Below are 22,588 nucleotides of genomic sequence, written 5' to 3'. Positions count from 1 at the left end.
TCCAAAGGAGAGGACTTAAACTAACCCCTGTTTATCATCATTATGCGGAAAATACCTCACCTAAATCCTCTCCAAAGGAGAGGACTTAAAAGTAACGGGTTTTAAAACCCTCTCCTTTGGAGAGGGCAGGGTGAGGCAATAGGATTGCCGCGCTATCGCTCGCAATAACACATTTAGTGTTACAAGCGGACGACAACTGTACGATAGTGAACGTTTTAAAAACCAATTTAAAATTTAAATAATTCATTATCAATACATTATAAAATAGGTTGGGTTTTGGCATAAGTGCTATCAATAAACATTACCACCATGACAACTTCAGTTGACAACCGCATACAAACTCTTTGGGAAGGCTGCCTTCGCAACGACCGCAAACAGCAGGAACTATTATATAAGTTATTGGCTCCTAAAATGCTTGCCGTGTGTATGCGATATGCCCATGATAAAGACGAAGCGCAGGATATCCTGCAGGAAGGTTTTATCAAGATGTTTAAAAACATGGGCAATTACCGCGGCGAGGGAAGTTTGGAGGGTTGGATCCGCCGTATTATGGTGCATAGCGCCATATCACGTTACCGCAAAGCAAAAAGCACCATATTGGTGGATGACTTTAGTGAGCAAAATATTCCCGTTAGCACCAGCCAAAACGGCAATAATCTGGAAACCAATGAACTGATGACCATGGTACAGGAGTTACCGGATACTTACCGTTCTGTGTTTAACCTATACGCCATAGAGGGTTATTCGCACCAGGAGATAGGCAACAAATTGGGCATGACAGAGCTTTTATCACGCACAACTCTTTACCGCGCACGCACTATTCTGAAAGAAAAACTGGTGAAGCTGGCCATAAGGGAGCGCCACTGCTTGGCGGGATAATGCCTCACCCCGGCCCTCTCAGGAGTAAAGGGAGATGAACACATTTTTTTCCAATAAATCAATAACAAAAAAGGTGAGCAACTATCGTTGCACACCTTTCTGTTTTATGTGATTTCGAAATTCGTATTCAAAATTCAGTGTTCGAAATTCATCAATCTTCATCGAACACCTAATCTCTAATCTCCAACCACTAATCTCTACTTGTGTTTACTGCTCATAAAGAACACCATGTCGCCGCCGGCCATGAGTTGGTCGTGGGTGATGGTGAGGCCGTTTAGTGGTTTGCCGTTTAACATGATCTTTTGCACGTAAACGTTTTTATCGCCCTGGTTTTTAACCATAATATTAAAGGTTTTACCGTTGCCCACCTGTATCACCGCGCTGTTTACCGAAGGGCTGCCGATGGCGTAATCAACCGAACCCGGCGCTACCGGATAGAAGCCAATTGAACTAAATATGTACCAGGCGCTCATCTGGCCGGTATCATCGTTACCGCCCAAGCCGTCAGGGGTTGGTTTGTACATGCGCGGCAATATCATGCGGATACGTTCCTGGGTTTTCCAGGGTTTATCCGTCCAGTTGTACAGGTAGGCCACATGGTGCGATGGCTCATTGCCATGTACATAATTACCGATGATGCCATCACGGGTAATATCTTCCGTTTCAGCAAAATACTTATCGGGCAGGTTCATGGTAAATAACGAATCCAGGTAGCGTACAAAACGCGTATTGCCGCCCATCAGTGCTATTAAGCCTTTGGGGTCTTGCGGGGCAAATAGCGTGTAGTTCCAGGAGTTACCTTCAATAAACCCTTCATTAATGGTACTCAATGGGTCAAATTTTGCACGGAAAGTACCATCGGCCTTTTTAGGGCGCATAAACCCTACGGTTGGGTCATAAACGTTTTTATAGTTTTCTGAGCGTTTGATGAATTCGTTATAGATATCAGTTTTGCCCAATTTTTTAGCCATTTGTGCAATAGCCCAATCATCATAAGCATACTCTAAAGTGTTAGATACCGATGTGCCGCTCTTTTCATCCGGCACGTAACCTTTATCCATGTATTCGCCAATACCTTCGTAGCTGCGTTTACGCGCGGTGGCTATGCAAGCCTCTAAAGCCTTATTAGCATCAAACGGCGCGTTGCCCTTGACAACCGCGTCTGCCAAAACGGCCACGCTGTGGTAACCGCTCATACACCAGTTCTCGTTTGCGGAATTGCTCCAAACCGGCAGCATCCCTTCCGGACTTTGGTCAAAATGCACCAGCATCGACCGCACCATATCAGCATTACGCTGTGGCTGAATGATGTTAAACAGCGGGTGCAAGGCACGATAGGTATCCCAAAGAGAGAAGGTAGTATAGTTAGTAAAGCCATCAGCCTTATGCACATTTTGATCGAGCCCTTTGTACTGGCCATCCACATCCATGTAGATAGTCGGGTTGATCATGGTATGGTACATGGAAGTATAGAAGTTTTGCTTCTTCTCTACATTACCTGTGATCGTGATCTTCTCCAGTTCTTTCTCCCATTGCGCCTGCCCGTCATTCTTTACCTTCTCAAAATCCCAGCCAGGCACCTCAGCCTGCATGTTGGCTAAAGCACCATCCATGCTCACCGGCGATAAGGCAAATTTGATCTTGATCTTTTCACCTTCTTCAGTATTGAAATCGAAATAGGCGCGAATTTGCTTACCCGCTATTTCAGGGAAGTTTTTGCTTTGGTTGAACTTGCCCCAGAAACCGCCGTAAACTTCTCGCTGGTCGTATTTCTTAAAGCCGTGCTGCATAAATGGCTTAGAAAACTTCATAGCAAAATACAGGTTGCGGGTACGTGCCCATCCGTTTGTGGAGCGGTAGCCCACTACAGTGCTATCATTAATTAACCTCACATAGGTCCATACATTTTTGCCAGGATAGTTGTATATGCCCGCCATCAGGTCAAGAATGATGTGCGCTTTGTCTGATTTAGGGAAAGTATACTGATGGAAACCCACCCGTGTACTGGTCGTCATTTCCGCTGTAATGTTTGACGCATCCAGCTTTACTTTGTAATAGTTGGCCGCACTCACCTCGTTAGCATGTGAGAAAGCCGAGCGATAGCCGCTGCCGGGTTTATCTGCCACACCGGGGTTTAGTTTAAGTTCACCTACCGTTGGCATGATCAGGAAATCGCCCAGATCAGAGTGGCCGGTACCGCTAAAGTGTGTGTGACTAAAGCCGACAATGGTTTTATCCTCATACTGATAACCTGCGCAATATTCATAAACCTTAGGGTTGTATTTGCCATTAAGATCGTAGCTTGCTGTATCAGTTTCCGGGCTTAGCTGCACCATACCGAAAGGCACGGTAGCACCGGGATAAGTATGACCCATACGCTGCGTTCCAATGATAGGCTTAACATATTGCACCAGGTTGTCGTGGCCTTTCTGTGCAAAAGCCTTCACGCCCGTGCAAAGTAGCATAGCGATAAATATTTTCCTCATAAATGATTTATGTAATTAATATGCCTTTTTTGAAACAGCAAATATAAAATTGGTGTATAGCTTATTGATATTTAATTACATTTATACAGATAATTATTGCCAATATGTCGTAAATGTTACAAAATGTAACATCGGTATGCGATTTGTATCTAAACTATAAAATACACAATACCTCAAAAACTAAAAACAACAACAAACACATGAAAAATCTGATTATCGTAATCGTAGTGGTAGTATTGATTGCCATGATAGGCGGTTGCAGTTATAACGGGATGGTAAAGTCTGACGAGAATGTTAAAGGCAAATGGGGCGAGGTAGAAACCCAGTATCAGCGCCGCAGCGATTTGATCCCTAATTTGGTATCAACCGTAAAAGGCGAAGCTAACTTTGAGAAAACCACTATCACCGAGGTTACCGAAGCCCGTGCTAAAGCTACTTCTATCCAGGTTGACCCTACCAAACTTACACCAGAGGCTATACAGCAATACCAGCAGGCACAAGGCCAGTTAAGTACAGCGCTTGGCCGCTTATTAGTTGCTTCAGAAAACTACCCTAACCTAAAGGCCAACGAAGCATTCAGGGGCTTGCAGGTACAGTTGGAAGGCACCGAGAACCGTATTTCTGTGGCTCGCCGCGATTTTAACGAAGCCGTACAAGCATATAACAGCAAGATACGCGCTTTCCCTGCCAATATTACCGCCAAAATGTTCGGGTTTAGCGAAAAGGGCTATTTCAAGAGCGAAGCCGGCGCGGAAAAAGCACCTAAAGTACAATTTTAATTATCTTTTGATTTCACCGATAGATATACGATCGGTGAAATCATACCAAAAATCAGTGTAATTTATAAAATATGGCTGTATTTACTGACGAGGAGCAGCAACGTATACAAAAAGCTGTAGCTGACGCTGAAAAGAACACCTCGGGCGAAATAAGGGTGTGCATAGAAAAAACATGCAGCGACGAGCCGCTTAACCGGGCCGCCAAATATTTCGCGCAGCTGGAAATGCATAAGACCAAGCTACGTAACGGTGTTTTGATATATGTAGCTACTGTAGACCGCAAATTTGCCATTATTGGCGATGCCGGTATAAACCAGGTAGTGCCTGATGATTTTTGGGACAGCACAAAAGAAGATATGCTGAGTCAGTTTAAATACGGCAATCTGGTTGAGGGCATTGTAACCGGCATTGCTAAAGCCGGCGAACAGTTAAAACAATATTTTCCGCACCAGGCAGGCGACACTAACGAACTATCTGACGATATTGCCTTTATGGATGGTAACTAATCATCATACCAATGTTTAAAAAGCTTTATTTATTCCTGGGCCTGCTGCTAATTGCAAGCGTTTCCTTTGCCCAGGACATTCCGCAACGCTCTGATAAGTTGGTTACCGACTATACCAACACCCTATCGGAAACCGACAAACAAAACCTGGAGAACAAATTGGTTGCCTATAACGACTCCACCTCTACGCAAATAGCGATAGTGATGATGCAGTCGACCGGCGATTATGATATTAACCAGTACGCCACAGCGCTTTTACGTAAATGGGGCATTGGCTCCAAAGAAAAAAACAACGGTGTGCTGATACTGGTAGCCATGAAGGACCGTAAGATGGCTATTTCTACAGGTTATGGCGCCGAGGGTTCGCTTCCGGATATTGTTACGCAGCAAATTATCCAGAACGATATGAAACCCCGCTTCCGTGAGAATGATTATTACGGCGGGTTAAATGCCGCTACTGATGATATCATCAAAGCGATGCGCGGTGAGTACAAGGCAGATAAGAAGGCCGGAAAAAAAGACGGCGGTTCAGTGATATTTGTTATTATCATCGTGGTCATCATACTCATTATCATCTTTAAGAACCGTGGCGGTGGCGGCGGTGGCCGGCGCATTATTGGCAGCCGTGGCGGCGCCGATCCTTTCTGGTGGTTCCTGGCCGGTAATATGCTGGGCAACAGCGGCCGTAGCAGCGGTAGCGACTGGGGAGGTTTCTCCGGTGGTGGCAGCGACTGGGGCGGTGGAGGCGGCGGCTTCGGTGGGTTTGGCGGCGGTAGCGGCGGCGGCGGCGGCAGCAGCGGCAGCTGGTAGTTTTTGAGGTGAAAGGTAAAGCTGAAAGCCTTAAGAATTTATTTAGAGAGACGCATGTGATGCGTCTCTTTTTATTGTTAGACCTATATTTGCACCATGACAGAACTTACCTGGAAAACCTGCTCTTCCACTTACATACATAAAGGCCCCTGGGCCACGCTTCGTACCGACAGATGCGAAATGCCGGATGGCCGCATAGTTGAAGATTATTATGTGCTGGAATACCCTAACTGGGTTAACGCGGTTGCCATTACCGATGAGGGCAAGGTGTTAATGGTGCGCCAGTACCGGCATGCGGCTAATATTGTATCGCTCGAGATACCAGGCGGTGTAATTGATGATGGGGAAGAACCTTTACAAGCCATGCGCCGGGAATTACTGGAGGAAACCGGTTACCGGTTTGATGATATAGAGTTATTAAACACGGTATATGCCAACCCATCTACGGCCAATAACAAAACCTTTTGCTACCTGGCCAAAGGTGGCGTAAAAGTGCAGGAGCAAGACCTGGATGAACATGAAAACATTGTAGTTGAGCAATACACCATCGCCGAAGTAAAGCAGTTACTCGCGGATAATAAAATAGCACAAGCATTACATTGCACCGGGCTGTTCTATGCTTTAATGAAGCTGGGAGAGCTTTAAAATACCATCAGCACCTGGCCTTTTTCAACCTTGTCGCCGGGTTGCATTTTAATTGAACGGATGGTAACATCAGCGGGAGCTTTAATGATGTTTTCCATCTTCATGGCCTCGAGGATAAACAGGTTGTCGCCCTTATTAACCTCGGCGCCTTCCTCAACCAGTATTTTTAAAACCAAACCGGGCATGGGTGCTTTAATGTCGCTTACCTTGGCCGTCATGAGGTTGCTCAGGCCCATTTTATCCAGCAGCATATCAAACTGATCCTTGGCGCTAATCGTATATAGGTTGTTGTTTACTTTTATTTGAGCCGTTTTGGCCTGCGCGTCAAAACTCACCACTTCAGCGTTGTAAGAAGCATGGTTACTGATGATATGATAAAGGCGATCATTCAGTTGCTTTACATCCGCAGGTACCGCTTTTCCGTTCAGCAGCAGATCTGCACCATCGCGTTGTAATTCAAACTCTTCCGCACCAACCTTTATCTTATACATATATGTGGTTTTTAACGAATATAGGAAATACTATTTAGTAAAGACATACTGCACCAGATTGGCGCCCATTTTAAGCGCCTTCAAGCGGCTTTCCTGCGTGTCGCCGGCGTAGGTGCCATAATCTTCCCAGCCGTTTCCCAGGTCGCACTCATAGGTGTAAAAGCAAACCAATCGCCCTTTATAGATCAGCCCAAATCCTTGCGGGCGCTTGCCATCATGTTCATGTATCTTGGGAAGGCCATTGGGGAAATCATATTTCTGATGATAGATAGCATAGTTGACGGGCAGCTCCACAAAATCAAGCTCCGGGAATACCTTTTTCATCTGCGGGCGAATGAATTGATCAAGGCCGTAATTATCATCAATATGCAAGAACCCACCGCCTGTAAGGTATTTACGCAGGTTACGTGCCTCCTGATCGCTAAAGATTACGTTGCCGTGCCCGGTCATAAAAACAAATGGGTAATTGAACAGTTGCTCGCTGCCCACCTCAACCACATCCTCTTCGGGCTCGAAACTGGTTTTCAGGTTTTGGTTGCAAAATTTAATGAGGTTGATGAGCGCGGTGCGGTCGCCGTACCAATCGCCGCCACCGTTATATTTAAGCCTTGCCATTTTGTATGATGGCGGCGCGAAGCTGCTTATCCCAACCAACGTTACTAAAGTTACCGCGATAACTACCAGCTTCCTCATGTCAGCGGTTTAAAAAATTCACTTCAAAACATGCTTCTAAAGCTGCCGTTTCGGTACGCAGGCGGCTCTCGCCAAGAGTAAGCGCACGGTAGCTGCTTTTAGCGGCCATCTCCACCTCTGCCGGGGTAAAGTCACCTTCGGGACCGATCATGATCAGATAACGCCCATGCTTTTTAAAAGATTGTGTCAGATCAGCTTTTTCACCATCGGCACAATGGGCAATATATTTATCTCCCTCAAACCCTTGCTGAATAAATTGATGGAAAGCGACAGGGGCATTCAGTTTAGGGTGATACGCTTTTATAGATTGCTTGATAGCGGATGTGATGATCTTATCGAGGCGCTCTATCTTAGCTTCTTTACGCTCTGACCGCTGGCAGATCACCAGAGATATTTCATCAATCCCTATTTCGGTAGCTTTCTCCAGGAACCACTCTATCCTATCCAGGTTTTTTGTAGGTGCAATAGCAATGTGCAGGTAATGGTTGCGCTTTTGATACTCCTCAGTAACAGAGTTTATTTGCAATATGGTCCGCTTAGGATGCGCATCGATAATTTCAGCTTTATACAGGCCGCCTTTGCCGTCAATCAATGTTACTTCATCGCCAACGGCAAGCCGCAAAACACGCACAGCATGTTTGCTCTCTTCCTCGCTCAAAAAGTATTGAGATAGTTTCGGGTCTATATCGGGCGTATAAAAAAGCTGCATGGTTTTTTAGTATCAAGTAACTGGTATCAAGTATCGAGATTACTTAACAGTAGCAGAACATATTTTTATACTGCTTACTTGATACTTGATACTAACGGCTAATGTAAGTCTACCGCGTCTTCTTCATTGATCAACAGTTCCAGCTTTACCGCTTCAATGTTCTGGTCTGATTTTTTGAGTACGGTAATATTGTAGCCGTTGCTTTCTTTTTGCTCACCTACATCCGGTATTTTTCCAAATATGTGGCCTAACCAGCCAGATACAGTATCAAAGTCGCCATCTTCGGGCAGGTCATGAGGCAGGTGCTCGTTCACATCATAAATAGGCGCAAGCGCGTTTACCACAAACTCACGGTCATTCAATTTCTCTACAATAGGTTTTTCCTCGTCGTACTCGTCCTGTATCTCACCTACCAATTCTTCCACAATATCCTCAAGCGTTACCATACCGGCAGTACCGCCAAACTCGTCGGATACAATGGCTATCTGTATACGCTTTTGCTGCAACTCGGCCATCAGATCATTGATCTTCTTGGTCTCCGGCACAAAGTAAGGCTTACGGATAATATCCTTTAGCACCACCTCCTGCCCACGGGCCAGTAATGGTAAAATATCCTTGGCATGTACAATACCGATGATCTTGTCGATCACCTCATCATACACCGGCATACGCGAGTAACCTTCTTCTATCAAGGTATCCAGCAACTCTTCTTTGGTTGCATCAATCTCAATACCCTGTATCTTGGTACGGGGCACCATGATATTTTTTACTACACGCTCATTAAAATCAAACACGTTCTGTATCAGCTCATGCTCGTTTGAATCAAGCGCGCCGGTTTCCTTACCCTGCTCAAGCAAGTACTGCAGCTCTTCTGACGAGTGGTGCGTTTCGCTACCCTCTACGTTGGTGATACCAATAAGCTTGAGTATAAAATTGGCGAAGCCGTTAAGCACCCATATAAATGGCTTAAATACCACAAAGAAAAAACGCAATGGCCATGATACCGCCAGCACCGTACGTACTGATTTTTGGATGGCCAGTGATTTTGGCGCCAGCTCTCCAAAAACGATGTGTAATACGGTGATCACCACGAAAGACAGGATGTGAGCCGTGGTAATAAAGCCCGGGCTTAATGTGATGCCAACAGACATAAAGGCGCGTACCACAATACTGGTTACCACCTCCTCGCCCACCACACCAAGTGCCAGCGAAGCAATGGTAATACCCAGCTGCGTAGCAGCCAGGTAACCATCAAGATTGTGCAGTATGCCGCGTGCTATTTTAGCAACCCCGCTGCCCGATTTGGCTTTTATTTCAATCTGCGAGCCCCTCACCCTCACCATAGCAAATTCCGCGGCAACAAAAAAGCCGTTCAGCAATACCAGGAAAATGGTTGCAAATATGTAAAAAGCGTTTATTTCGTAACTCCCGGGGTCCATTTATAGTTTATTGGTGAGCAGGAAAAGTTGTTTTATACAGCTCAAGGCTTTCCTCAATAACCTTGTGCGCGTAACGTAAACCCAACAGGTGTTCGATAGTAACATTTTTACCTTCAAGTACTTTATAATCGCTAAAGAAACGTACAATTTCTTTCATAAAATGCGGCGGCAACTCGTTAAGATCGTTAATGTAATTTACCGACATGTCGTTTTTAGCTACCGCGATAATTTTATCGTCCTGCTCGCCATTATCAACCATGTGCATTACACCTACTACTTTAGCCTCGATGATCGACATCGGGTAAACATCTGTAGAACAAAGTACTAATATATCCAGCGGGTCTTTGTCATCACAATAAGTTTGCGGGATAAAGCCATAATTGGCCGGGTACATTACTGAAGAGAACAATACACGATCGAGCTTTAAAAGGCCCGATTCTTTATCTATTTCGTATTTTCCTTTTGATCCTTTAGGGATCTCGATTATCGCATTTACTATCTCGGGTGTATTATCGCCCGGTGAAACCTGGTGCCAGGGATGCTGTGTGCTCATTTATTATGTATATATATTTAATTTTCCTTTTGACTATGCATGCGTCTTTTCACATAAGCAAAAACAAGCGGAATTGTTGTAATAATTATTAATCCAAGTATGATGTATTGTAAATTATCCTTCAATTGCGGGAAACGCCTGCCTAAAAAATAACCTGCAAGGGTTAACGTGGTTACCCAAGCTATTGCCCCAACAATATTGTAAAGGCTGAATTTTTTTAAGTCGACCTTTACAATACCTGCAAATATAGGGGCAAATGTCCTAACTATCGGGAAAAATCTGCCTAAAATAAGTGCCATGCCGCCATGCTTGGCGTAAAATTCCTCCGCTACAGAAATGTATCTCTTTTTGAAAAATAACGAATCGTTCTTACTAAACAGCACCGGCCCTGTGCGGTACCCAAACCAGTACCCCGTGTAATTACCTAAAACAGCAGCTAATATAAGTGAAGGGACTAATAAATAAACCGGTACATGAATAATGCCCGCAGCCGTTAACAACCCGGCCAAAAACAGCAGATAATCGCCGGGTAGGAAAAACCCAAAAAACAATCCTGTTTCCGCGTAAATAACTACAATCAACACTATAAAGCCACCATTACTTAAAATAGAGTTAGCGTCTGTGAGATTATGCAGGTATTCCCAAAAGTTTTCCATGAAACCGATATCCGTAAAACTACAAATATTAAATTAATTTGCAGCGTTATACAGCCTAAATTAGGCCGGATACAATTGCCGGATATACCCCGATAACGATAGTTACCAGCGCAGAAAACCCTAAAACGAGTTTGTAGTAAGCCGGTATCTCCACCTGCTCACGCTCGGCACTGCGGAAGTACATGGCAATAATAACGCGGAAGTAATAGAAGATACTTATAATGGCATTAACGATAGCTACCACCACAAGCCAAACCCTGTATTGCGACAACGCGCCTGAGAACATGTAAAATTTACCTATGAAACCGGCGGTAAGCGGTATACCTGCCAATGACAGCATGCTTATTGTAAGTACCAGAGCCAGGAACGGATTGCGTGCCGCCAAACCGTTAAAGCCTTCAAAATTATCTGTGCCACTTTGCTGTCTTACCAGTATAAGTGCGCCAAACGCGATAACTGAAGCTATGGAATAAGCTGTAGCATATACAAATATGGAATTGGCAGAACCTGCTCCAATAGCCACAATCGCGAAAAGCAAATAGCCTGCATGAGAAATACTGGAAAAAGCCAGCATACGTTTAAAGCTTTGCTGATATAGCGCGGTGATGTTACCGATAAATAACGTTAGCGTTGTGATCACCAGCAGAACCGGCGTCCAGAATTGAGCTATTGGCAGGAAACAAGCCGAAAATAAACGCAGGAACGCGGCAAAGCCAGCCACCTTTACCACTGTCGACATGAAAAGCGTAATCAACGAAGGAGCGCCTTCATATACATCGGGCGTCCAGAAGTGAAACGGCGCGGCACCAACCTTAAAGCACAAACCAACAATAATTAGCATAATGCCGGTATAAAACATCGGGTCAATTTTGCGGGGGCTCATGAGCACCCAGTCGCGTATGCCATCCAGGTCGAACGTACCAGTAGAACCGTAAATTAATGCTATACCAAATAAAAGGAAACCTGTTGAGAAAGCTCCCATCAGAAAATATTTGAGAGCAGCTTCGTTAGAAGCGAAATCATTTTTACGGATACCGGCCAATATGTATAAACTTACTGACATGATCTCGATACCAATAAATAACATGGTAATGTTATGGTATGATACCATTACCAGTATACCAGCCAACGAGAACAGAATGATAGCATAATACTCAGCAATATGGTTACTTATGCGCTCAAAATAACCCTTGGATAGCAGTAGTATAAGGATAGTAGTAATGATACTGATCACCGAGAAAGCAACCGAAAAATTATCATACAACAACATGCCGTTAAACTCGGGTACCGCGTTGGTTTTCCACTGCATAACAGAGGTAACCAGCGCCGCCAGCAAACCAAGTACAGCAACAGGTAATAAGGCTTTCTGCGCTTTATATAAACCCAGGTACAGAAGTACAATGGGTAAAATAGATATAATAATTATAGAAGTCATGTATCTATATTAAAACTTCGCCGCTGTAAATTTCGCCGAAACTGTTTGAAACAAATTAGTAACCGATGCCTCAGAAAGATGCAGCAATGGTTGCGGATAAACACCAATAACAATTATTAACGCGCAGATAATGCCCAGCACCAGCTTCTCTGATCCTTTTATATCTGTAAAAGTAGCTGTTAGCTCATTCAGTTCCCCCTGCATAACCTGTTTGTACATGCGCAGCATGTAAACCGCACCGAATATAATGGTTAAGCCCGCCACCGTCGCAAATACGATAGTGTAGTTGTATACTCCTTTTAATAACAGGAATTCGCCTACAAAGCCATTGGTTAATGGTAATGCTACTGTACCTAAAACGATAATAAGGAAAGCGATAGAAAATTGAGGAGCTACTTTAGCGATACCGCCCAGCTGACTCATGTCGCGCGTACCTAAACGCCTGCTGATAATATCCCAAATGAAGAACATGCCCACTACGTTAATACCATGACTAACCATTTGTATCATGGCGCCCTGTAACCCCTGGATGCTCCAGGCAAATATACCGGCCGCGATAAGGCCAACGTGTGCTATAGACGAATAAGCTACCAGGCGTTTGCCATCTTTTTGCTTAAACGCGATAATTGAAGCGTAAACAATGCCGGCTACCGATAACAACAATACCACGTATTCCATTTTCAAAAAGCCAATTGGAGCATTAGGTATTAACCAGCGTATTACACCGTAAATACCCATTTTTAGCATAATGCCCGAAAGCATCATAGTACCTGCGGTAGGTGCTTCAGTATAAGTATCAGGTTGCCAGGTATGGAAAGGGAATACCGGCATTTTAATAGCAAATGCGATAAAAAAGCCCCAGAATATCCAGGTCTGTTGTTTCATATTGAGGCTCAGTTCATAAAAAGCATGTACATCGTAAACCTTATTTGGGGTTTGCAGGTACAGGTAAATGATAGCCAGCAGCATAAATAACGAACCGGCAAACGTATAGATAAAGAATTTGATGTTTACACGTATACGGTTCTCGCCGCCCCAAAGCGCGCAGATAAAATAGATAGGGATCAGCGCAGCTTCCCAGCCAACGTAGAACAAGAAGCCATCAAGCGCGGTAAATACGGTTAACAAACCGGCCTGCATAAATAAGATGAGCGCGTAGATAGCTTTAGCGTTTTTATACTCATGCTGATATGTACTCAGGATGATCAGCGGTACCAATATGGTGGTGAGCAATACCATCACCATACTTATCCCGTCAATACCGGCACTAAAGTATACCCCCATCTGCGGGATCCATGGAGTATCAATCACGTATTGTACCGTTGCGTTAGGTACAAACCCTGAAACAAAGTAAGCAACTATGCCCAGCTCAACCACCGAGAAAAATAAAGCGGCATGCTTAGCTGCCTCATTCTTAAAAAACAGCGTTAGTATTGCTGCTACTATCGGTAAAAATATTAAAATGCTAACCGTCATTTTGTATGTTAAACGCTATGCGCTTATATTTTAACTAAACTATAAACCAAAATACCGATGATGCCTATCACCATCATGAATATATAGAAACCTACGTTCCCTGTTTGCAGCAAACGCAAGCCCTTGCTGGTTTCTAATGTGCCTTTACCCAAACCATTTACAAAACCATCAATACCCAACTGTTCAACCACGCGGTGTAAGAATACTGAAAGCGAATCAAGCGGCTTGCGTATCAATTTATCATACAGTTCATCAACGTAAAATTTGTGGTATGACAGGTTGGTTAACGCCGGGCGTTCTTCTTCATCAGCTACCGGCACCTGCGCGCCAGAAACATATTTGCTATAGGCATATCCCATTGCCGCCAAAGCGATCAATACCGATGTGCCCATCAATATCCACTCGGTGTTGTGGCTTAGCTCGTGCTCGCCTAATAATTTGGTAGAGCCCTCGAATACCGGTGCAAGGAAAGCGCCTAATTCGTGATGGCCACCCAATACGGCAGGTACACCAATAACTCCGGCGATAGCCGAAAGGATGGCTAATATGATCAAGGGGATGGTCATGTTAGCAGGCGACTCGTGCAGGTGGTGTTCCTGCTCGTGTGTACCGCGGAACTTACCCCAGAAGGTCAGGTACATCATCCTGAACATATAGAATGAGGTTAAACCTGCGGTGATAACACCTATTACATAAAATACGGTGCTGTGCGCGAATGCGGCAGCTAAAATTTCGTCTTTAGAGAAAAAGCCCGAGAATGGCGGAATACCCGCTATGGCAATAGTACCAATCAACATAGTGATAAAGGTAGTTTTGATCTTACCTTTTAAACCGCCCATTTTACGCATATCCTGCTCACCACTCATGGCATGGATAACAGAACCTGCACCCAAGAACAGTAACGCTTTAAAGAACGCATGCGTTAATACGTGGAAGAATGCTCCGGTGTAAGCACCAACGCCTAAACCCAAAAACATGTAACCCAACTGAGAAACGGTTGAGTAAGCCAGTACCTTTTTTATATCCGTTTGTGTTAACGCGATTAATGCCGCGAATGCTGCCGTAGCCAACCCAACAATGGCAATAACTTCCATGGTTGTTGGGGCCAGCGTAAACAGGATGTTTGAGCGTGCTATCATATAGATACCAGCGGTAACCATGGTTGCGGCGTGTATCAAAGCAGATACCGGGGTTGGGCCGGCCATCGCATCGGGCAGCCAGGTAAATAATGGCAACTGTGCCGATTTACCTACCGCGCCCACAAACAATAACATGGTGATGAGTACTATTGGAGCACCGTGCGCTACAGCACCTGCCGCTTTAGGGAAAATGTCAGCATAAGCAACACTGCCAAACTGATCCATCAGCAGGAATATACCTAAAAGGAAACCTAAGTCGCCTATACGGTTCATGATAAAGGCTTTCTTGGCCGCATCTGCATAACTTGGGTTGGTATACCAGAAACCGATCAGCAAGTATGAACATAAACCTACGCCTTCCCAGCCAATGAACATAACTACGTAGTTGCTGCCCATCACCAGCAGCAGCATAAAGAATACGAACAGGTTTAAATAAGCAAAGAACTTACCAAAGCCAGCATCGTCATGCATGTAACCTACCGAATACAGGTGGATCAGGAAACCAACACCTGTGATGATCAGCAGCATAATGGCACTCAACTGATCTATCAGGAAAGCCATCTGGATGTGAAACGTACCAACGCTAATCCAATCAAAAAGCTGAACGTTTACAGGTACACCGGTTGATTTAACCTGGAAAAATGTAGCAACGCTTATACCAAATGATGCCAGTACAAGCAAACTACCAATGGTGCCAATAACACCTTTTGACAAAGCGTTGCGACCAAGGCCGTTGATAATAAAACCGGCTAAGGGTAGTACAGGAATAAGCCAGATAATTTTGTCCATATAAGTCTAATGCCCCCTAACCCCCTAAAGGGGGAACAGAAGTTTGTTGTTCGTTATTTATTGTTGCTCTCCTACTCCCCCTTTAGGGAGCTGGGGGCTTCTACCATTTCAACCTGTTCAGTACGTTGATATCTATTGAATTGGTGTTACGGTATATCATTACTATAATAGCCAGGCCTACTGCAACTTCGGCAGCGGCAAGCGCCATAATAAAAAATACAAAAACCTGACCCGCCGCATCGCCGCGGTAAACTGAGAAAGCGGTAAGCAACAGGTTAACCGAGTTAAGCATTAGCTCAACCGACATGAATATCACAATAGCGTTACGACGCAGCAATACGCCCATAACACCTATCGAAAAAATGATAGCGCTTAAAAATATGTAGTGATTAAGCGGAACCGCTTGAATGGTACGGGTTAAACTTTCCATCAGATGGTTGCTTTAGGTTCTTTCTCTTTAGTTGCCAGCAATACCGCGCCTACCATTGCTGATAGCAGCAGTACGGATGATATTTCAAAAGGCAGTAAAAATTCGTTAAATAATACTTTCCCCAGGTTTTTTACCAGGCCGAGATCAGGGTTCTTTAGCACTACGGGGTCTGATACGCCTAATAACTTTAATGACGATACCAACGCAACCGCCAGTATACCACCACCAAAAACCGCCGCTATCTTCACCATGAAAGGTTTAACCGGCTCAGCCTCCTTATTCAAGTTGATGAGCATGAGTGTATACAGGAACAACACCAATATAGCGCCCATGTAAACAATAAAGTTTACCACAGCCAGGAACTGGGCGTTCAGTAAAATATAATGAATGGTAAAAGTAAAAAAGGTAAGCACCAGGTACAGGATGCTATGTACCGGGTTTTTTGCAGAAATAACCAGTATTGAAAAAAATATGGATAAAAACGCAATGAAGTAAAATGTACTCATGGTTGATATTTACAAATACCTTTTGCCCGTAAAAGCTGGGCAAAGGTATAAAACTTTGGTTATTGATTTAAAGGTGCTTCTACTAATTTGTCTTTACCGTATATAAAATCCTTACGCAGGTAATCTGATGGTACAATATCGCCGTCCAGATAGATCGCCTCTTTTGGGCATGCCTCTTCACATAATCCGCAGAAGATGCAGCGCAGCATGTTTATCTCGTAAACCGCGGCATACTTTTCTTCGCGATATAAATGTTCTTCGCCTTTCTGGCGCTCAGCAGCCGTCATGGTTATCGCCTCTGCCGGGCACGATAGTGCGCAAAGACCGCAAGCCGTACAACGTTCGCGGCCCTGCTCATCACGTTTAAGCGAGTGCATGCCACGGAAGTTTTCAGAGAACTCACGCTTTTCTTCGGGATACTTAATGGTCACCGGCTTTTTAAAAAAGTGGCTCATGGTGATAGAGAGCCCTTTTGCGATAGCAGGCAGGTAAGCACGCTCCCAAAAATTAAGCGGCTTTATCTCTAATTGCTTCTTTTTATTACTTAATGATTCCATTAATTAAAATCCTTCTCTATTTAAAAAATGTCATAAATATACCGGTCAACACAATGTTGGCGATAGCCAGCGGAATAAGTGTTTTCCAGCCCAAGTCCATCAACTGGTCATAGCGGAAACGCGGAAGGGTCCAGCGTACCCACATAAAGAAGAAGATGAACATGAATATTTTAATGAACAATGCAACCACGCCCAATATGGCAACCAGGTTTGGCGAGTGTATCAGATCCATAAAAGGGAAGTTATAACCGCCAAAGTAAAGCGTAGCCATAACTGCCGATGAAATGAACATGTTGATATACTCTGCAAACAGGTAGAAACCCAACTTCATTGACGAGTACTCGGTGTGGTAACCACCCACCAGCTCGGTCTCACACTCGGGTAAGTCGAAAGGTGAACGGTTGGTTTCCGCAAAGGCACACACAATGAACAGCAGGAAGCCCAAAGGTTGTTTAAATACGTTCCAACTGAAATAACCATCAGCCCAGAAACCGTGCTGTTGTTTAGCAATTTCGCCAAGGCTTAAAGTGCCTGTTACCATCAGCAAAGCGATGATAGAAAGGCCCATTGAAATTTCGTAGCTGATGTTTTGTGATGCAGCGCGAATAGCGCCTAACAACGAGTATTTGTTATTTGATGCCCAGCCACCAATCATGATGCCGTAAACACCTAATGATACTACACCAAAGATGTAGAGGATGCCTACGTTGATATCGGTAACCTGCAGCGGGATCACACGGCCGCCAATCTCCAGGTTTTGCCCCCATGGAATAACTGCCGAACCGATACATGCTGTTAATATAGCCAGCGAAGGGCCTACAATGAACAGGAAACCTGTAGCGTTGGTTGGGATGATCTCTTCTTTCAGGAACATTTTACCACCATCGGCAAGGGGTTGTAAAATACCCCATGGGCCTGCACGGTTAGGGCCAACCCTATCCTGGAAAAATGCCGCGATCTTACGCTCAGCATAGGTAGAGTACATGGCTACTACCAGGCTTATCACAAATATTACAATGATGAGTGCGATCTTAATTAGCAGGTCTATCAGTTCCATTACAGGCGTGTCTCCCTTTCAAATTGTTCTTTATTTGCTTCCTGCAACAGCGGGTTGGTTTTAACAACCGGAAGCGGTTTTAGCGTTTCGTAGTGGTTAGCGCTGATAACCGATTTGTTTGAAACCTTGCGCGGGCCTTCAATTACCCAATCAGCAGTTTTCTTTTTATCAAAGCGGCAGGTGTTGCAGATAAATTCTTCTACTTCGCCATACTCATCTTTGCGGCCGGTTACGCGGATAACATCCTCACCTTTGTACCAAAGGGTAACTTTACCGCAGCAGCCTTCTGTTTCGCAATCGCGGTGTGCTTCAACCGGTTTTGTGAACCAAACACGATTTTTAAAGCGGAAAGTTTTATCAGTTAACGCTCCTACCGGGCAAACGTCAATTACGTTACCGCTAAAGTCGTTATCAACGGCTTTTTGGATGTAGGTTGATATTTCTGAATGATCGCCACGGTTTAAAATACCATGGATACGGTGATCGGTGATCTGATCGGCAGTGAAAACACAACGGTAGCAAAGTATACAACGCGTCATGTGCAGTTGTATCTTATCGCCAATGTCTATCTTTTCAAATGTGCGTCGGTCAAACTCGTATCGGGTTTTTGCGGCACCGTGCTCGTAGCCTAGGTCTTGCAGGTGGCATTCGCCGGCCTGGTCGCACACAGGGCAATCCAGCGGGTGATTGATCAAAAGCATTTCCACAACGCCTTTACGTGCCTCAATTACTTCAGGCGAAGTAATGTTTTGCACCACCATACCATCCATTACGGTAGTACGGCAGCTGGCCACCAGTTTAGGCATAGGGCGCGGGTCTTTCTCTGAACCCTGGCTCACTTTTACCAAACAGGTGCGGCATTTACCACCACTCCCCTGCAGTTTTGAGTAATAGCACATAGCAGGCGGAACAATGTCACCACCTATCATCCTTGCGGCATTAAGGATGGTGGTCCCGGCTTCTACTTCTATTGATATGTTATCAATTGTAACCTTCATTTGAAATTCAAAATTAAAAAGTCAAAAGTCAAAAACTCTCATCCTTTTTATAATTCCTTTATTACTTAAGGTTGATGATTATCGAAGCGATGATCTTTGAAATCTCATCGGCTTCGTTCAACAACTTGTTTAGCTTCTCCTTCTCGTCTAATAAGATCGTGTCCCTTATCAAACATATCCAGTACTTTGTTTCGTTCGCCGATTTAAGAGCTATGTTATAAAAGTTCCTAAAATCTTTCGTCGAACTACCAGATTTCGCTTCAATTATATTGGCACCAATTGAGGTACCGCTTCTTAGTAACTGATCAAATACTGAAAAGTAAATTCTGTCATACCTGGCATTTGAGATAAAAAGCATGATCTCTTTTGAGAACTGGTAACATCGCTGTTTGATGTCATACGGCTTTTCGCTCAAGTTGCTTTCCTATTTTGAATTTTTACTTTTGAATTTTGACTTACAATTAAACTTCCGCTTTCTCCAATACCGGCAGCGGATCCGCGTAATGTGCCAAACCGTAATTGCTTGTTAAAGCTACAGACGGATTAGTTACGTGCCACTCAAACTCGTCCCTAAAGTGGCGTATGGCACTGGCTACAGGCCATGCTGCCGCGTCACCCAGCGGACAAATCGTATTACCTTCTATTTTCTTGCTTACATCAACCAGCAGGTCCATGTCGCTCATTTTACCGTGACCAAATTCCAGGCGGTGCAATACTTTTTCCATCCATCCTGTACCCTCGCGGCATGGCGAACACTGCCCACAGCTTTCGTGGTGATAGAAACGGGCAAAGTTCCAGGTGTTACGAACAATACACTGGTCTTCGTCATAAGCGATAAAACCACCCGAGCCTAACATGGTACCGGTTGCGAAACCACCATCAGACAACGACTCGTAAGTCATTAAACGGGCTTCGTTGTTAATGGTCTTCAAGATGAGGTTAGCAGGCAGGATAGGTACTGATGAACCACCGGCAACAACCGCTTTTAAACGTTTGCCGTTGGCAATACCCTGGCAATAATCATCGCCATAGATAAAATCCTCAACAGTAACACCTAATTCTATCTCGTAAACACCCGGGCGCTTTAGGTTACCACCAGCAGAAATGAGCTTGGTACCTGTACTACGGCCGATGCCTATTTTAGCGTATTCATCGCCACCGTGGTTAATGATCGGCACTACAGCCGCTATCGATTCAACGTTGTTTACCACTGTAGGGCAGCCATATAAACCCGCAATAGCCGGGAATGGTGGTTTAATACGTGGGTTACCACGTTTACCTTCCAACGATTCTAACAAGGCGGTTTCTTCACCACATATGTAAGCACCGCCACCCGGCTGCACATATAGTTCCAGATCGTAACCGGTGCCTAAAATGTTTTTACCCAAAAAGCCCGCATTCTTAGCTTCCGCGATAGCTCTTTCCAGTATGCGGATCTGCGGCATCATCTCACCTCGCAGGTAGATGTATGACGTATTCGCACCTAAAGCGTAGCTGGCTACGATCATCCCCTCAATCAATAAGTGAGGGATGTGGGTCATTAAATAACGGTCTTTGAAAGTACCGGGTTCAGACTCGTCGCCATTGCAAACCAGGTAACGAGGTACGCCTTCAGGCTTGGCCAAAAAGCTCCATTTCATACCCGTAGGGAAACCCGCGCCACCACGGCCGCGCAAGCCCGACTTTTTTACCTCTTCTACCACATCATCAGGCGAAAGAGTTTTAAGGGCCTTTTCTACCGATGCATAGCCGCCTTTTGAACGGTATACATCAAAGGTATTGATGCCGGGTACATTTATATGTTCAAGTAAAAGTTTGCGTCCCATTTTAATTGTTCGCCTTTCCTTTTAAATCACTTATCAGTTTATCAACCGATTCGGTTGTTAAATTTTCGTAGAAAGTATATTCAGGGCCAATTTGCAATACAGGGCCATAACCGCAGGCAGCAAGGCACTCTACACCTCTCCAGCTAAATAAGCCATCGGGAGTAACATCACCTTCTTTAACGCCAAGAGTTTTTTCTATATGTTCCATTATCGGCGTAGCGCCAACAATTTCACATGGGCCTGTACGGCAAACCTCTAACATGTATTTGCCTTGCGGCTTTAAAAAATACATGGTATAAAACGTTGCCACCTCGTAAACCTCAATAGGTTGTATGTCCAGGTATTCAGCAACCTTATCCATAGCAGGCGCGCTTACCCAGCCAAACTCGGCCTGCACCAGGTGCAGAATCGGCAATAGCGCCGATTTCTGTTTTCCTTCAGGATAACGGGCAACAATTTCGGCAAATTTGCCCAGCAGCTCCGGCGTAAAGGTTACCGGTGCATCGGTATTTTGTACACTAAGCATCTAATTCTCCCGCTATAATGTTTAAGCTACTCATGTTAATAATCGCGTCAGACAGCAGCATACCACGGCTCATTGGCGCATACATCTGGTAATTGATGAAGCTTGGCCTGCGGAAATGCAAACGATAAGGCGAACGGCCACCATCATTAACCAGGTAAAAACCTAATTCGCCGTTTGTAGCCTCAACAGCGTGGTACACTTCAGCACGAGGGGTATCTACCTCGCCCATCACTATTTTAAAGTGATAGATCAATGCTTCCATGTTATTGTACACTTCCTCTTTTGGAGGCAGGTAAAATTCAGGCACATCGGCATGGAAAATATCCGATGGCTCTTTTTCAATTTTATTCAGTGCTTGCTCAATTAAGCGAAGGCTTTGCCACATTTCCTCGTTACGCACCAGGAAACGGCTGTAAACATCACCATTATCGCCTACAGGCACCTCAAAGTCAAACTCATCATATGATGAATAAGGCTCCATTGCGCGTACGTCATAATCTACACCGGCGGCACGCAGTAAAGGGCCACTCCAGCTATAGCTTAAAGCGGTTTCGGCACTAACAGGGGCCACACCTCTTGTACGGTCAACAAATATGCGGTTACGGTTAAACAGCGCTTCAAACTCTTTTAATACAGCCGGGAACTTCTTTACAAAGTTCCTGATCTTATCAAAAGCGATTTGGTTAAAATTACGCTCGAAACCGCCTATACGACCAATGTTGGTGGTTAAACGCGAGCCGCAGATCTCCTCATAAATCTCGTAGATCTCCTCGCGGTACTCCATCATGTACAGGAAGCCGGTAAAAGCGCCTGTATCTACACCCAAAACCCCGTTACAAATAATATGGTCGGCAATACGTGCCAGTTCCATAATAATGATGCGCATGTAATCAACACGCTTAGGGGTAGTAATATTTAAAAGTTTTTCAACCGTCATGTGCCAGCCCATGTTGTTAATGGGTGACGAACAATAGTTTAAACGGTCGGTAAGCGGTGTTATCTGGTAAAACGGACGATGCTCAGCGATTTTTTCAAATGCACGGTGTATGTAACCTATGGTTGATACACCGCTTACAATACGCTCGCCATCCAATTGCAAAACGTTCTGGAACACACCATGGGTTGCAGGGTGGGTTGGGCCCAGGTTTAGCGTAGAGTATTCACTCTGCGGATCGGTATCTGTATATACGGGATGGTTCTGCAT

24 protein-coding genes are annotated in these 22,588 nt (G+C 44.7%); 5 read left to right on the top strand and 19 right to left on the bottom strand.

Annotated features, from left to right (window positions below; translation table 11 throughout):
* Positions 1 to 309: 309 nt before the first annotated feature.
* Positions 310 to 879 carry an RNA polymerase sigma factor gene (locus CKK33_RS05305; RefSeq protein WP_095703105.1) on the top strand — a complete coding sequence of 190 codons (570 nt, stop codon included), beginning with the start codon at positions 310 to 312 and terminating at the stop codon, positions 877 to 879.
* A gap of 197 nt (positions 880 to 1,076) precedes the next feature.
* Here CKK33_RS05305 and CKK33_RS05300 read toward each other — a convergent pair whose 3' ends face one another.
* Complete coding sequence (locus tag CKK33_RS05300) at positions 1,077 to 3,365, bottom strand: GH92 family glycosyl hydrolase (protein WP_095703104.1); 2,289 nt, start codon at positions 3,363 to 3,365, stop codon at positions 1,077 to 1,079.
* A 200-nt stretch (positions 3,366 to 3,565) separates the two neighbouring features.
* Here CKK33_RS05300 and CKK33_RS05295 point away from each other — a divergent pair, with 200 nt between their 5' ends.
* The 4 genes from CKK33_RS05295 to CKK33_RS05280 all read left to right on the top strand — a co-directional run bounded on the left by CKK33_RS05295 (position 3,566) and on the right by CKK33_RS05280 (position 6,104).
* Entirely contained in the window at positions 3,566 to 4,144 is a 579-nt protein-coding gene (locus CKK33_RS05295; RefSeq protein WP_095705759.1) for a LemA family protein, read from the top strand.
* 71 nt (positions 4,145 to 4,215) lie between these two features.
* Entirely contained in the window at positions 4,216 to 4,650 is a 435-nt protein-coding gene (locus tag CKK33_RS05290; protein ID WP_095703103.1) for a TPM domain-containing protein, read from the top strand.
* An 11-nt stretch (positions 4,651 to 4,661) separates the two neighbouring features.
* Entirely contained in the window at positions 4,662 to 5,459 is a 798-nt protein-coding gene (locus CKK33_RS05285; RefSeq protein WP_095703102.1) for a YgcG family protein, read from the top strand.
* 96 nt (positions 5,460 to 5,555) lie between these two features.
* Positions 5,556 to 6,104, top strand: a complete 549-nt coding sequence (locus CKK33_RS05280; protein WP_095703101.1) for an NUDIX hydrolase — start codon at positions 5,556 to 5,558, stop codon at positions 6,102 to 6,104.
* Here the strand turns inward: CKK33_RS05280 and CKK33_RS05275 are convergent.
* The 18 genes from CKK33_RS05275 to CKK33_RS05190 all read right to left on the bottom strand — a co-directional run bounded on the left by CKK33_RS05275 (position 6,101) and on the right by CKK33_RS05190 (position 22,588).
* Positions 6,101 to 6,595, bottom strand: coding sequence for an acetyl-CoA carboxylase biotin carboxyl carrier protein subunit (locus CKK33_RS05275; protein WP_095703100.1), 495 nt, complete (start codon positions 6,593 to 6,595; stop codon positions 6,101 to 6,103). The two genes, CKK33_RS05280 and CKK33_RS05275, sit on opposite strands and share 4 nt — an antisense overlap.
* 30 nt (positions 6,596 to 6,625) lie before the next feature.
* Positions 6,626 to 7,288 (bottom strand): DUF4159 domain-containing protein, encoded by a 663-nt coding sequence (locus CKK33_RS05270; protein WP_095703099.1) that lies wholly within the window; start codon positions 7,286 to 7,288, stop codon positions 6,626 to 6,628.
* 1 nt (position 7,289) lies between these two features.
* A complete protein-coding gene (locus tag CKK33_RS05265) occupies positions 7,290 to 7,997 on the bottom strand; it encodes a 16S rRNA (uracil(1498)-N(3))-methyltransferase (protein ID WP_095703098.1) in 708 nt (235 codons plus the stop codon).
* A gap of 98 nt (positions 7,998 to 8,095) precedes the next feature.
* A complete protein-coding gene (locus tag CKK33_RS05260; RefSeq protein WP_095703097.1) occupies positions 8,096 to 9,436 on the bottom strand; it encodes a hemolysin family protein in 1,341 nt (446 codons plus the stop codon).
* Positions 9,437 to 9,443: 7 nt separating this feature from the next.
* On the bottom strand, positions 9,444 to 9,989 hold the full coding sequence (locus CKK33_RS05255) for an inorganic diphosphatase (RefSeq protein WP_095703096.1): 546 nt from the start codon (positions 9,987 to 9,989) through the stop codon (positions 9,444 to 9,446).
* 17 nt (positions 9,990 to 10,006) lie between these two features.
* Positions 10,007 to 10,645 (bottom strand): DedA family protein, encoded by a 639-nt coding sequence (locus CKK33_RS05250; RefSeq protein ID WP_095703095.1) that lies wholly within the window; start codon positions 10,643 to 10,645, stop codon positions 10,007 to 10,009.
* A 55-nt stretch (positions 10,646 to 10,700) separates the two neighbouring features.
* Entirely contained in the window at positions 10,701 to 12,080 is a 1,380-nt protein-coding gene (locus CKK33_RS05245; RefSeq protein WP_095703094.1) for an NADH-quinone oxidoreductase subunit N, read from the bottom strand.
* A 9-nt stretch (positions 12,081 to 12,089) separates the two neighbouring features.
* Positions 12,090 to 13,556, bottom strand: coding sequence for a NuoM family protein (locus tag CKK33_RS05240; RefSeq protein ID WP_095703093.1), 1,467 nt, complete (start codon positions 13,554 to 13,556; stop codon positions 12,090 to 12,092).
* 23 nt (positions 13,557 to 13,579) lie between these two features.
* Entirely contained in the window at positions 13,580 to 15,484 is a 1,905-nt protein-coding gene (gene nuoL / locus CKK33_RS05235) for an NADH-quinone oxidoreductase subunit L (protein ID WP_095703092.1), read from the bottom strand.
* 100 nt (positions 15,485 to 15,584) lie between these two features.
* Entirely contained in the window at positions 15,585 to 15,914 is a 330-nt protein-coding gene (gene nuoK, locus CKK33_RS05230) for an NADH-quinone oxidoreductase subunit NuoK (RefSeq protein ID WP_095703091.1), read from the bottom strand.
* Positions 15,914 to 16,420 (bottom strand): NADH-quinone oxidoreductase subunit J, encoded by a 507-nt coding sequence (locus tag CKK33_RS05225; protein WP_095703090.1) that lies wholly within the window; start codon positions 16,418 to 16,420, stop codon positions 15,914 to 15,916. Before CKK33_RS05225 ends, nuoK begins: the two co-directional genes overlap by 1 nt.
* A 59-nt stretch (positions 16,421 to 16,479) precedes the next feature.
* Positions 16,480 to 16,977 carry an NADH-quinone oxidoreductase subunit I gene (locus CKK33_RS05220; RefSeq protein WP_095703089.1) on the bottom strand — a complete coding sequence of 166 codons (498 nt, stop codon included), beginning with the start codon at positions 16,975 to 16,977 and terminating at the stop codon, positions 16,480 to 16,482.
* A 16-nt stretch (positions 16,978 to 16,993) separates the two neighbouring features.
* Positions 16,994 to 18,034, bottom strand: coding sequence for an NADH-quinone oxidoreductase subunit NuoH (gene nuoH / locus CKK33_RS05215; RefSeq protein ID WP_095703088.1), 1,041 nt, complete (start codon positions 18,032 to 18,034; stop codon positions 16,994 to 16,996).
* A complete protein-coding gene (locus tag CKK33_RS05210) occupies positions 18,034 to 19,032 on the bottom strand; it encodes a 2Fe-2S iron-sulfur cluster-binding protein (RefSeq protein ID WP_095703087.1) in 999 nt (332 codons plus the stop codon). Before CKK33_RS05210 ends, nuoH begins: the two co-directional genes overlap by 1 nt.
* Positions 19,033 to 19,093: 61 nt before the next feature.
* On the bottom strand, positions 19,094 to 19,447 hold the full coding sequence (locus CKK33_RS05205) for a four helix bundle protein (protein WP_198952443.1): 354 nt from the start codon (positions 19,445 to 19,447) through the stop codon (positions 19,094 to 19,096).
* 46 nt (positions 19,448 to 19,493) lie between these two features.
* Positions 19,494 to 20,858 carry an NADH-quinone oxidoreductase subunit NuoF gene (gene nuoF, locus CKK33_RS05200; protein WP_095703085.1) on the bottom strand — a complete coding sequence of 455 codons (1,365 nt, stop codon included), beginning with the start codon at positions 20,856 to 20,858 and terminating at the stop codon, positions 19,494 to 19,496.
* Position 20,859: 1 nt separating this feature from the next.
* The gene (gene nuoE / locus CKK33_RS05195; RefSeq protein WP_095703084.1) at positions 20,860 to 21,384 is read right to left on the bottom strand and encodes an NAD(P)H-dependent oxidoreductase subunit E; all 525 of its coding nucleotides are present in this window, start codon (positions 21,382 to 21,384) and stop codon (positions 20,860 to 20,862) included.
* The gene (locus tag CKK33_RS05190) at positions 21,377 to 22,588 is read right to left on the bottom strand and encodes an NADH-quinone oxidoreductase subunit D (protein ID WP_095703083.1); all 1,212 of its coding nucleotides are present in this window, start codon (positions 22,586 to 22,588) and stop codon (positions 21,377 to 21,379) included. Before CKK33_RS05190 ends, nuoE begins: the two co-directional genes overlap by 8 nt.

It is taken from the genome of Mucilaginibacter sp. MD40, assembly GCF_002288635.1.
Taxonomy (GTDB): domain Bacteria; phylum Bacteroidota; class Bacteroidia; order Sphingobacteriales; family Sphingobacteriaceae; genus Mucilaginibacter.
The sequence above is the reverse complement of the archived record's forward strand: the minus strand, read 5'-3'. Positions and strand labels throughout refer to the sequence as shown.

What these genes read in the sequence shown, in the direction of transcription:
- CKK33_RS05305 (WP_095703105.1), top strand. Translation starts at nt 310, where the DNA reads ATGACAACTTCAGTTGACAACCGCATACAAACTCTTTGGGAAGGCTGC.
- CKK33_RS05300 (WP_095703104.1), bottom strand. Translation starts at nt 3,365, where the DNA reads ATGAGGAAAATATTTATCGCTATGCTACTTTGCACGGGCGTGAAGGCT.
- CKK33_RS05295 (WP_095705759.1), top strand. Translation starts at nt 3,566, where the DNA reads ATGAAAAATCTGATTATCGTAATCGTAGTGGTAGTATTGATTGCCATG.
- CKK33_RS05290 (WP_095703103.1), top strand. Translation starts at nt 4,216, where the DNA reads ATGGCTGTATTTACTGACGAGGAGCAGCAACGTATACAAAAAGCTGTA.
- CKK33_RS05285 (WP_095703102.1), top strand. Translation starts at nt 4,662, where the DNA reads ATGTTTAAAAAGCTTTATTTATTCCTGGGCCTGCTGCTAATTGCAAGC.
- CKK33_RS05280 (WP_095703101.1), top strand. Translation starts at nt 5,556, where the DNA reads ATGACAGAACTTACCTGGAAAACCTGCTCTTCCACTTACATACATAAA.
- CKK33_RS05275 (WP_095703100.1), bottom strand. Translation starts at nt 6,595, where the DNA reads ATGTATAAGATAAAGGTTGGTGCGGAAGAGTTTGAATTACAACGCGAT.
- CKK33_RS05270 (WP_095703099.1), bottom strand. Translation starts at nt 7,288, where the DNA reads ATGAGGAAGCTGGTAGTTATCGCGGTAACTTTAGTAACGTTGGTTGGG.
- CKK33_RS05265 (WP_095703098.1), bottom strand. Translation starts at nt 7,997, where the DNA reads ATGCAGCTTTTTTATACGCCCGATATAGACCCGAAACTATCTCAATAC.
- CKK33_RS05260 (WP_095703097.1), bottom strand. Translation starts at nt 9,436, where the DNA reads ATGGACCCCGGGAGTTACGAAATAAACGCTTTTTACATATTTGCAACC.
- CKK33_RS05255 (WP_095703096.1), bottom strand. Translation starts at nt 9,989, where the DNA reads ATGAGCACACAGCATCCCTGGCACCAGGTTTCACCGGGCGATAATACA.
- CKK33_RS05250 (WP_095703095.1), bottom strand. Translation starts at nt 10,645, where the DNA reads ATGGAAAACTTTTGGGAATACCTGCATAATCTCACAGACGCTAACTCT.
- CKK33_RS05245 (WP_095703094.1), bottom strand. Translation starts at nt 12,080, where the DNA reads ATGACTTCTATAATTATTATATCTATTTTACCCATTGTACTTCTGTAC.
- CKK33_RS05240 (WP_095703093.1), bottom strand. Translation starts at nt 13,556, where the DNA reads ATGACGGTTAGCATTTTAATATTTTTACCGATAGTAGCAGCAATACTA.
- nuoL (WP_095703092.1), bottom strand. Translation starts at nt 15,484, where the DNA reads ATGGACAAAATTATCTGGCTTATTCCTGTACTACCCTTAGCCGGTTTT.
- nuoK (WP_095703091.1), bottom strand. Translation starts at nt 15,914, where the DNA reads ATGGAAAGTTTAACCCGTACCATTCAAGCGGTTCCGCTTAATCACTAC.
- CKK33_RS05225 (WP_095703090.1), bottom strand. Translation starts at nt 16,420, where the DNA reads ATGAGTACATTTTACTTCATTGCGTTTTTATCCATATTTTTTTCAATA.
- CKK33_RS05220 (WP_095703089.1), bottom strand. Translation starts at nt 16,977, where the DNA reads ATGGAATCATTAAGTAATAAAAAGAAGCAATTAGAGATAAAGCCGCTT.
- nuoH (WP_095703088.1), bottom strand. Translation starts at nt 18,034, where the DNA reads ATGGAACTGATAGACCTGCTAATTAAGATCGCACTCATCATTGTAATA.
- CKK33_RS05210 (WP_095703087.1), bottom strand. Translation starts at nt 19,032, where the DNA reads ATGAAGGTTACAATTGATAACATATCAATAGAAGTAGAAGCCGGGACC.
- nuoF (WP_095703085.1), bottom strand. Translation starts at nt 20,858, where the DNA reads ATGGGACGCAAACTTTTACTTGAACATATAAATGTACCCGGCATCAAT.
- nuoE (WP_095703084.1), bottom strand. Translation starts at nt 21,384, where the DNA reads ATGCTTAGTGTACAAAATACCGATGCACCGGTAACCTTTACGCCGGAG.
- CKK33_RS05190 (WP_095703083.1), bottom strand. Translation starts at nt 22,588, where the DNA reads ATGCAGAACCATCCCGTATATACAGATACCGATCCGCAGAGTGAATAC.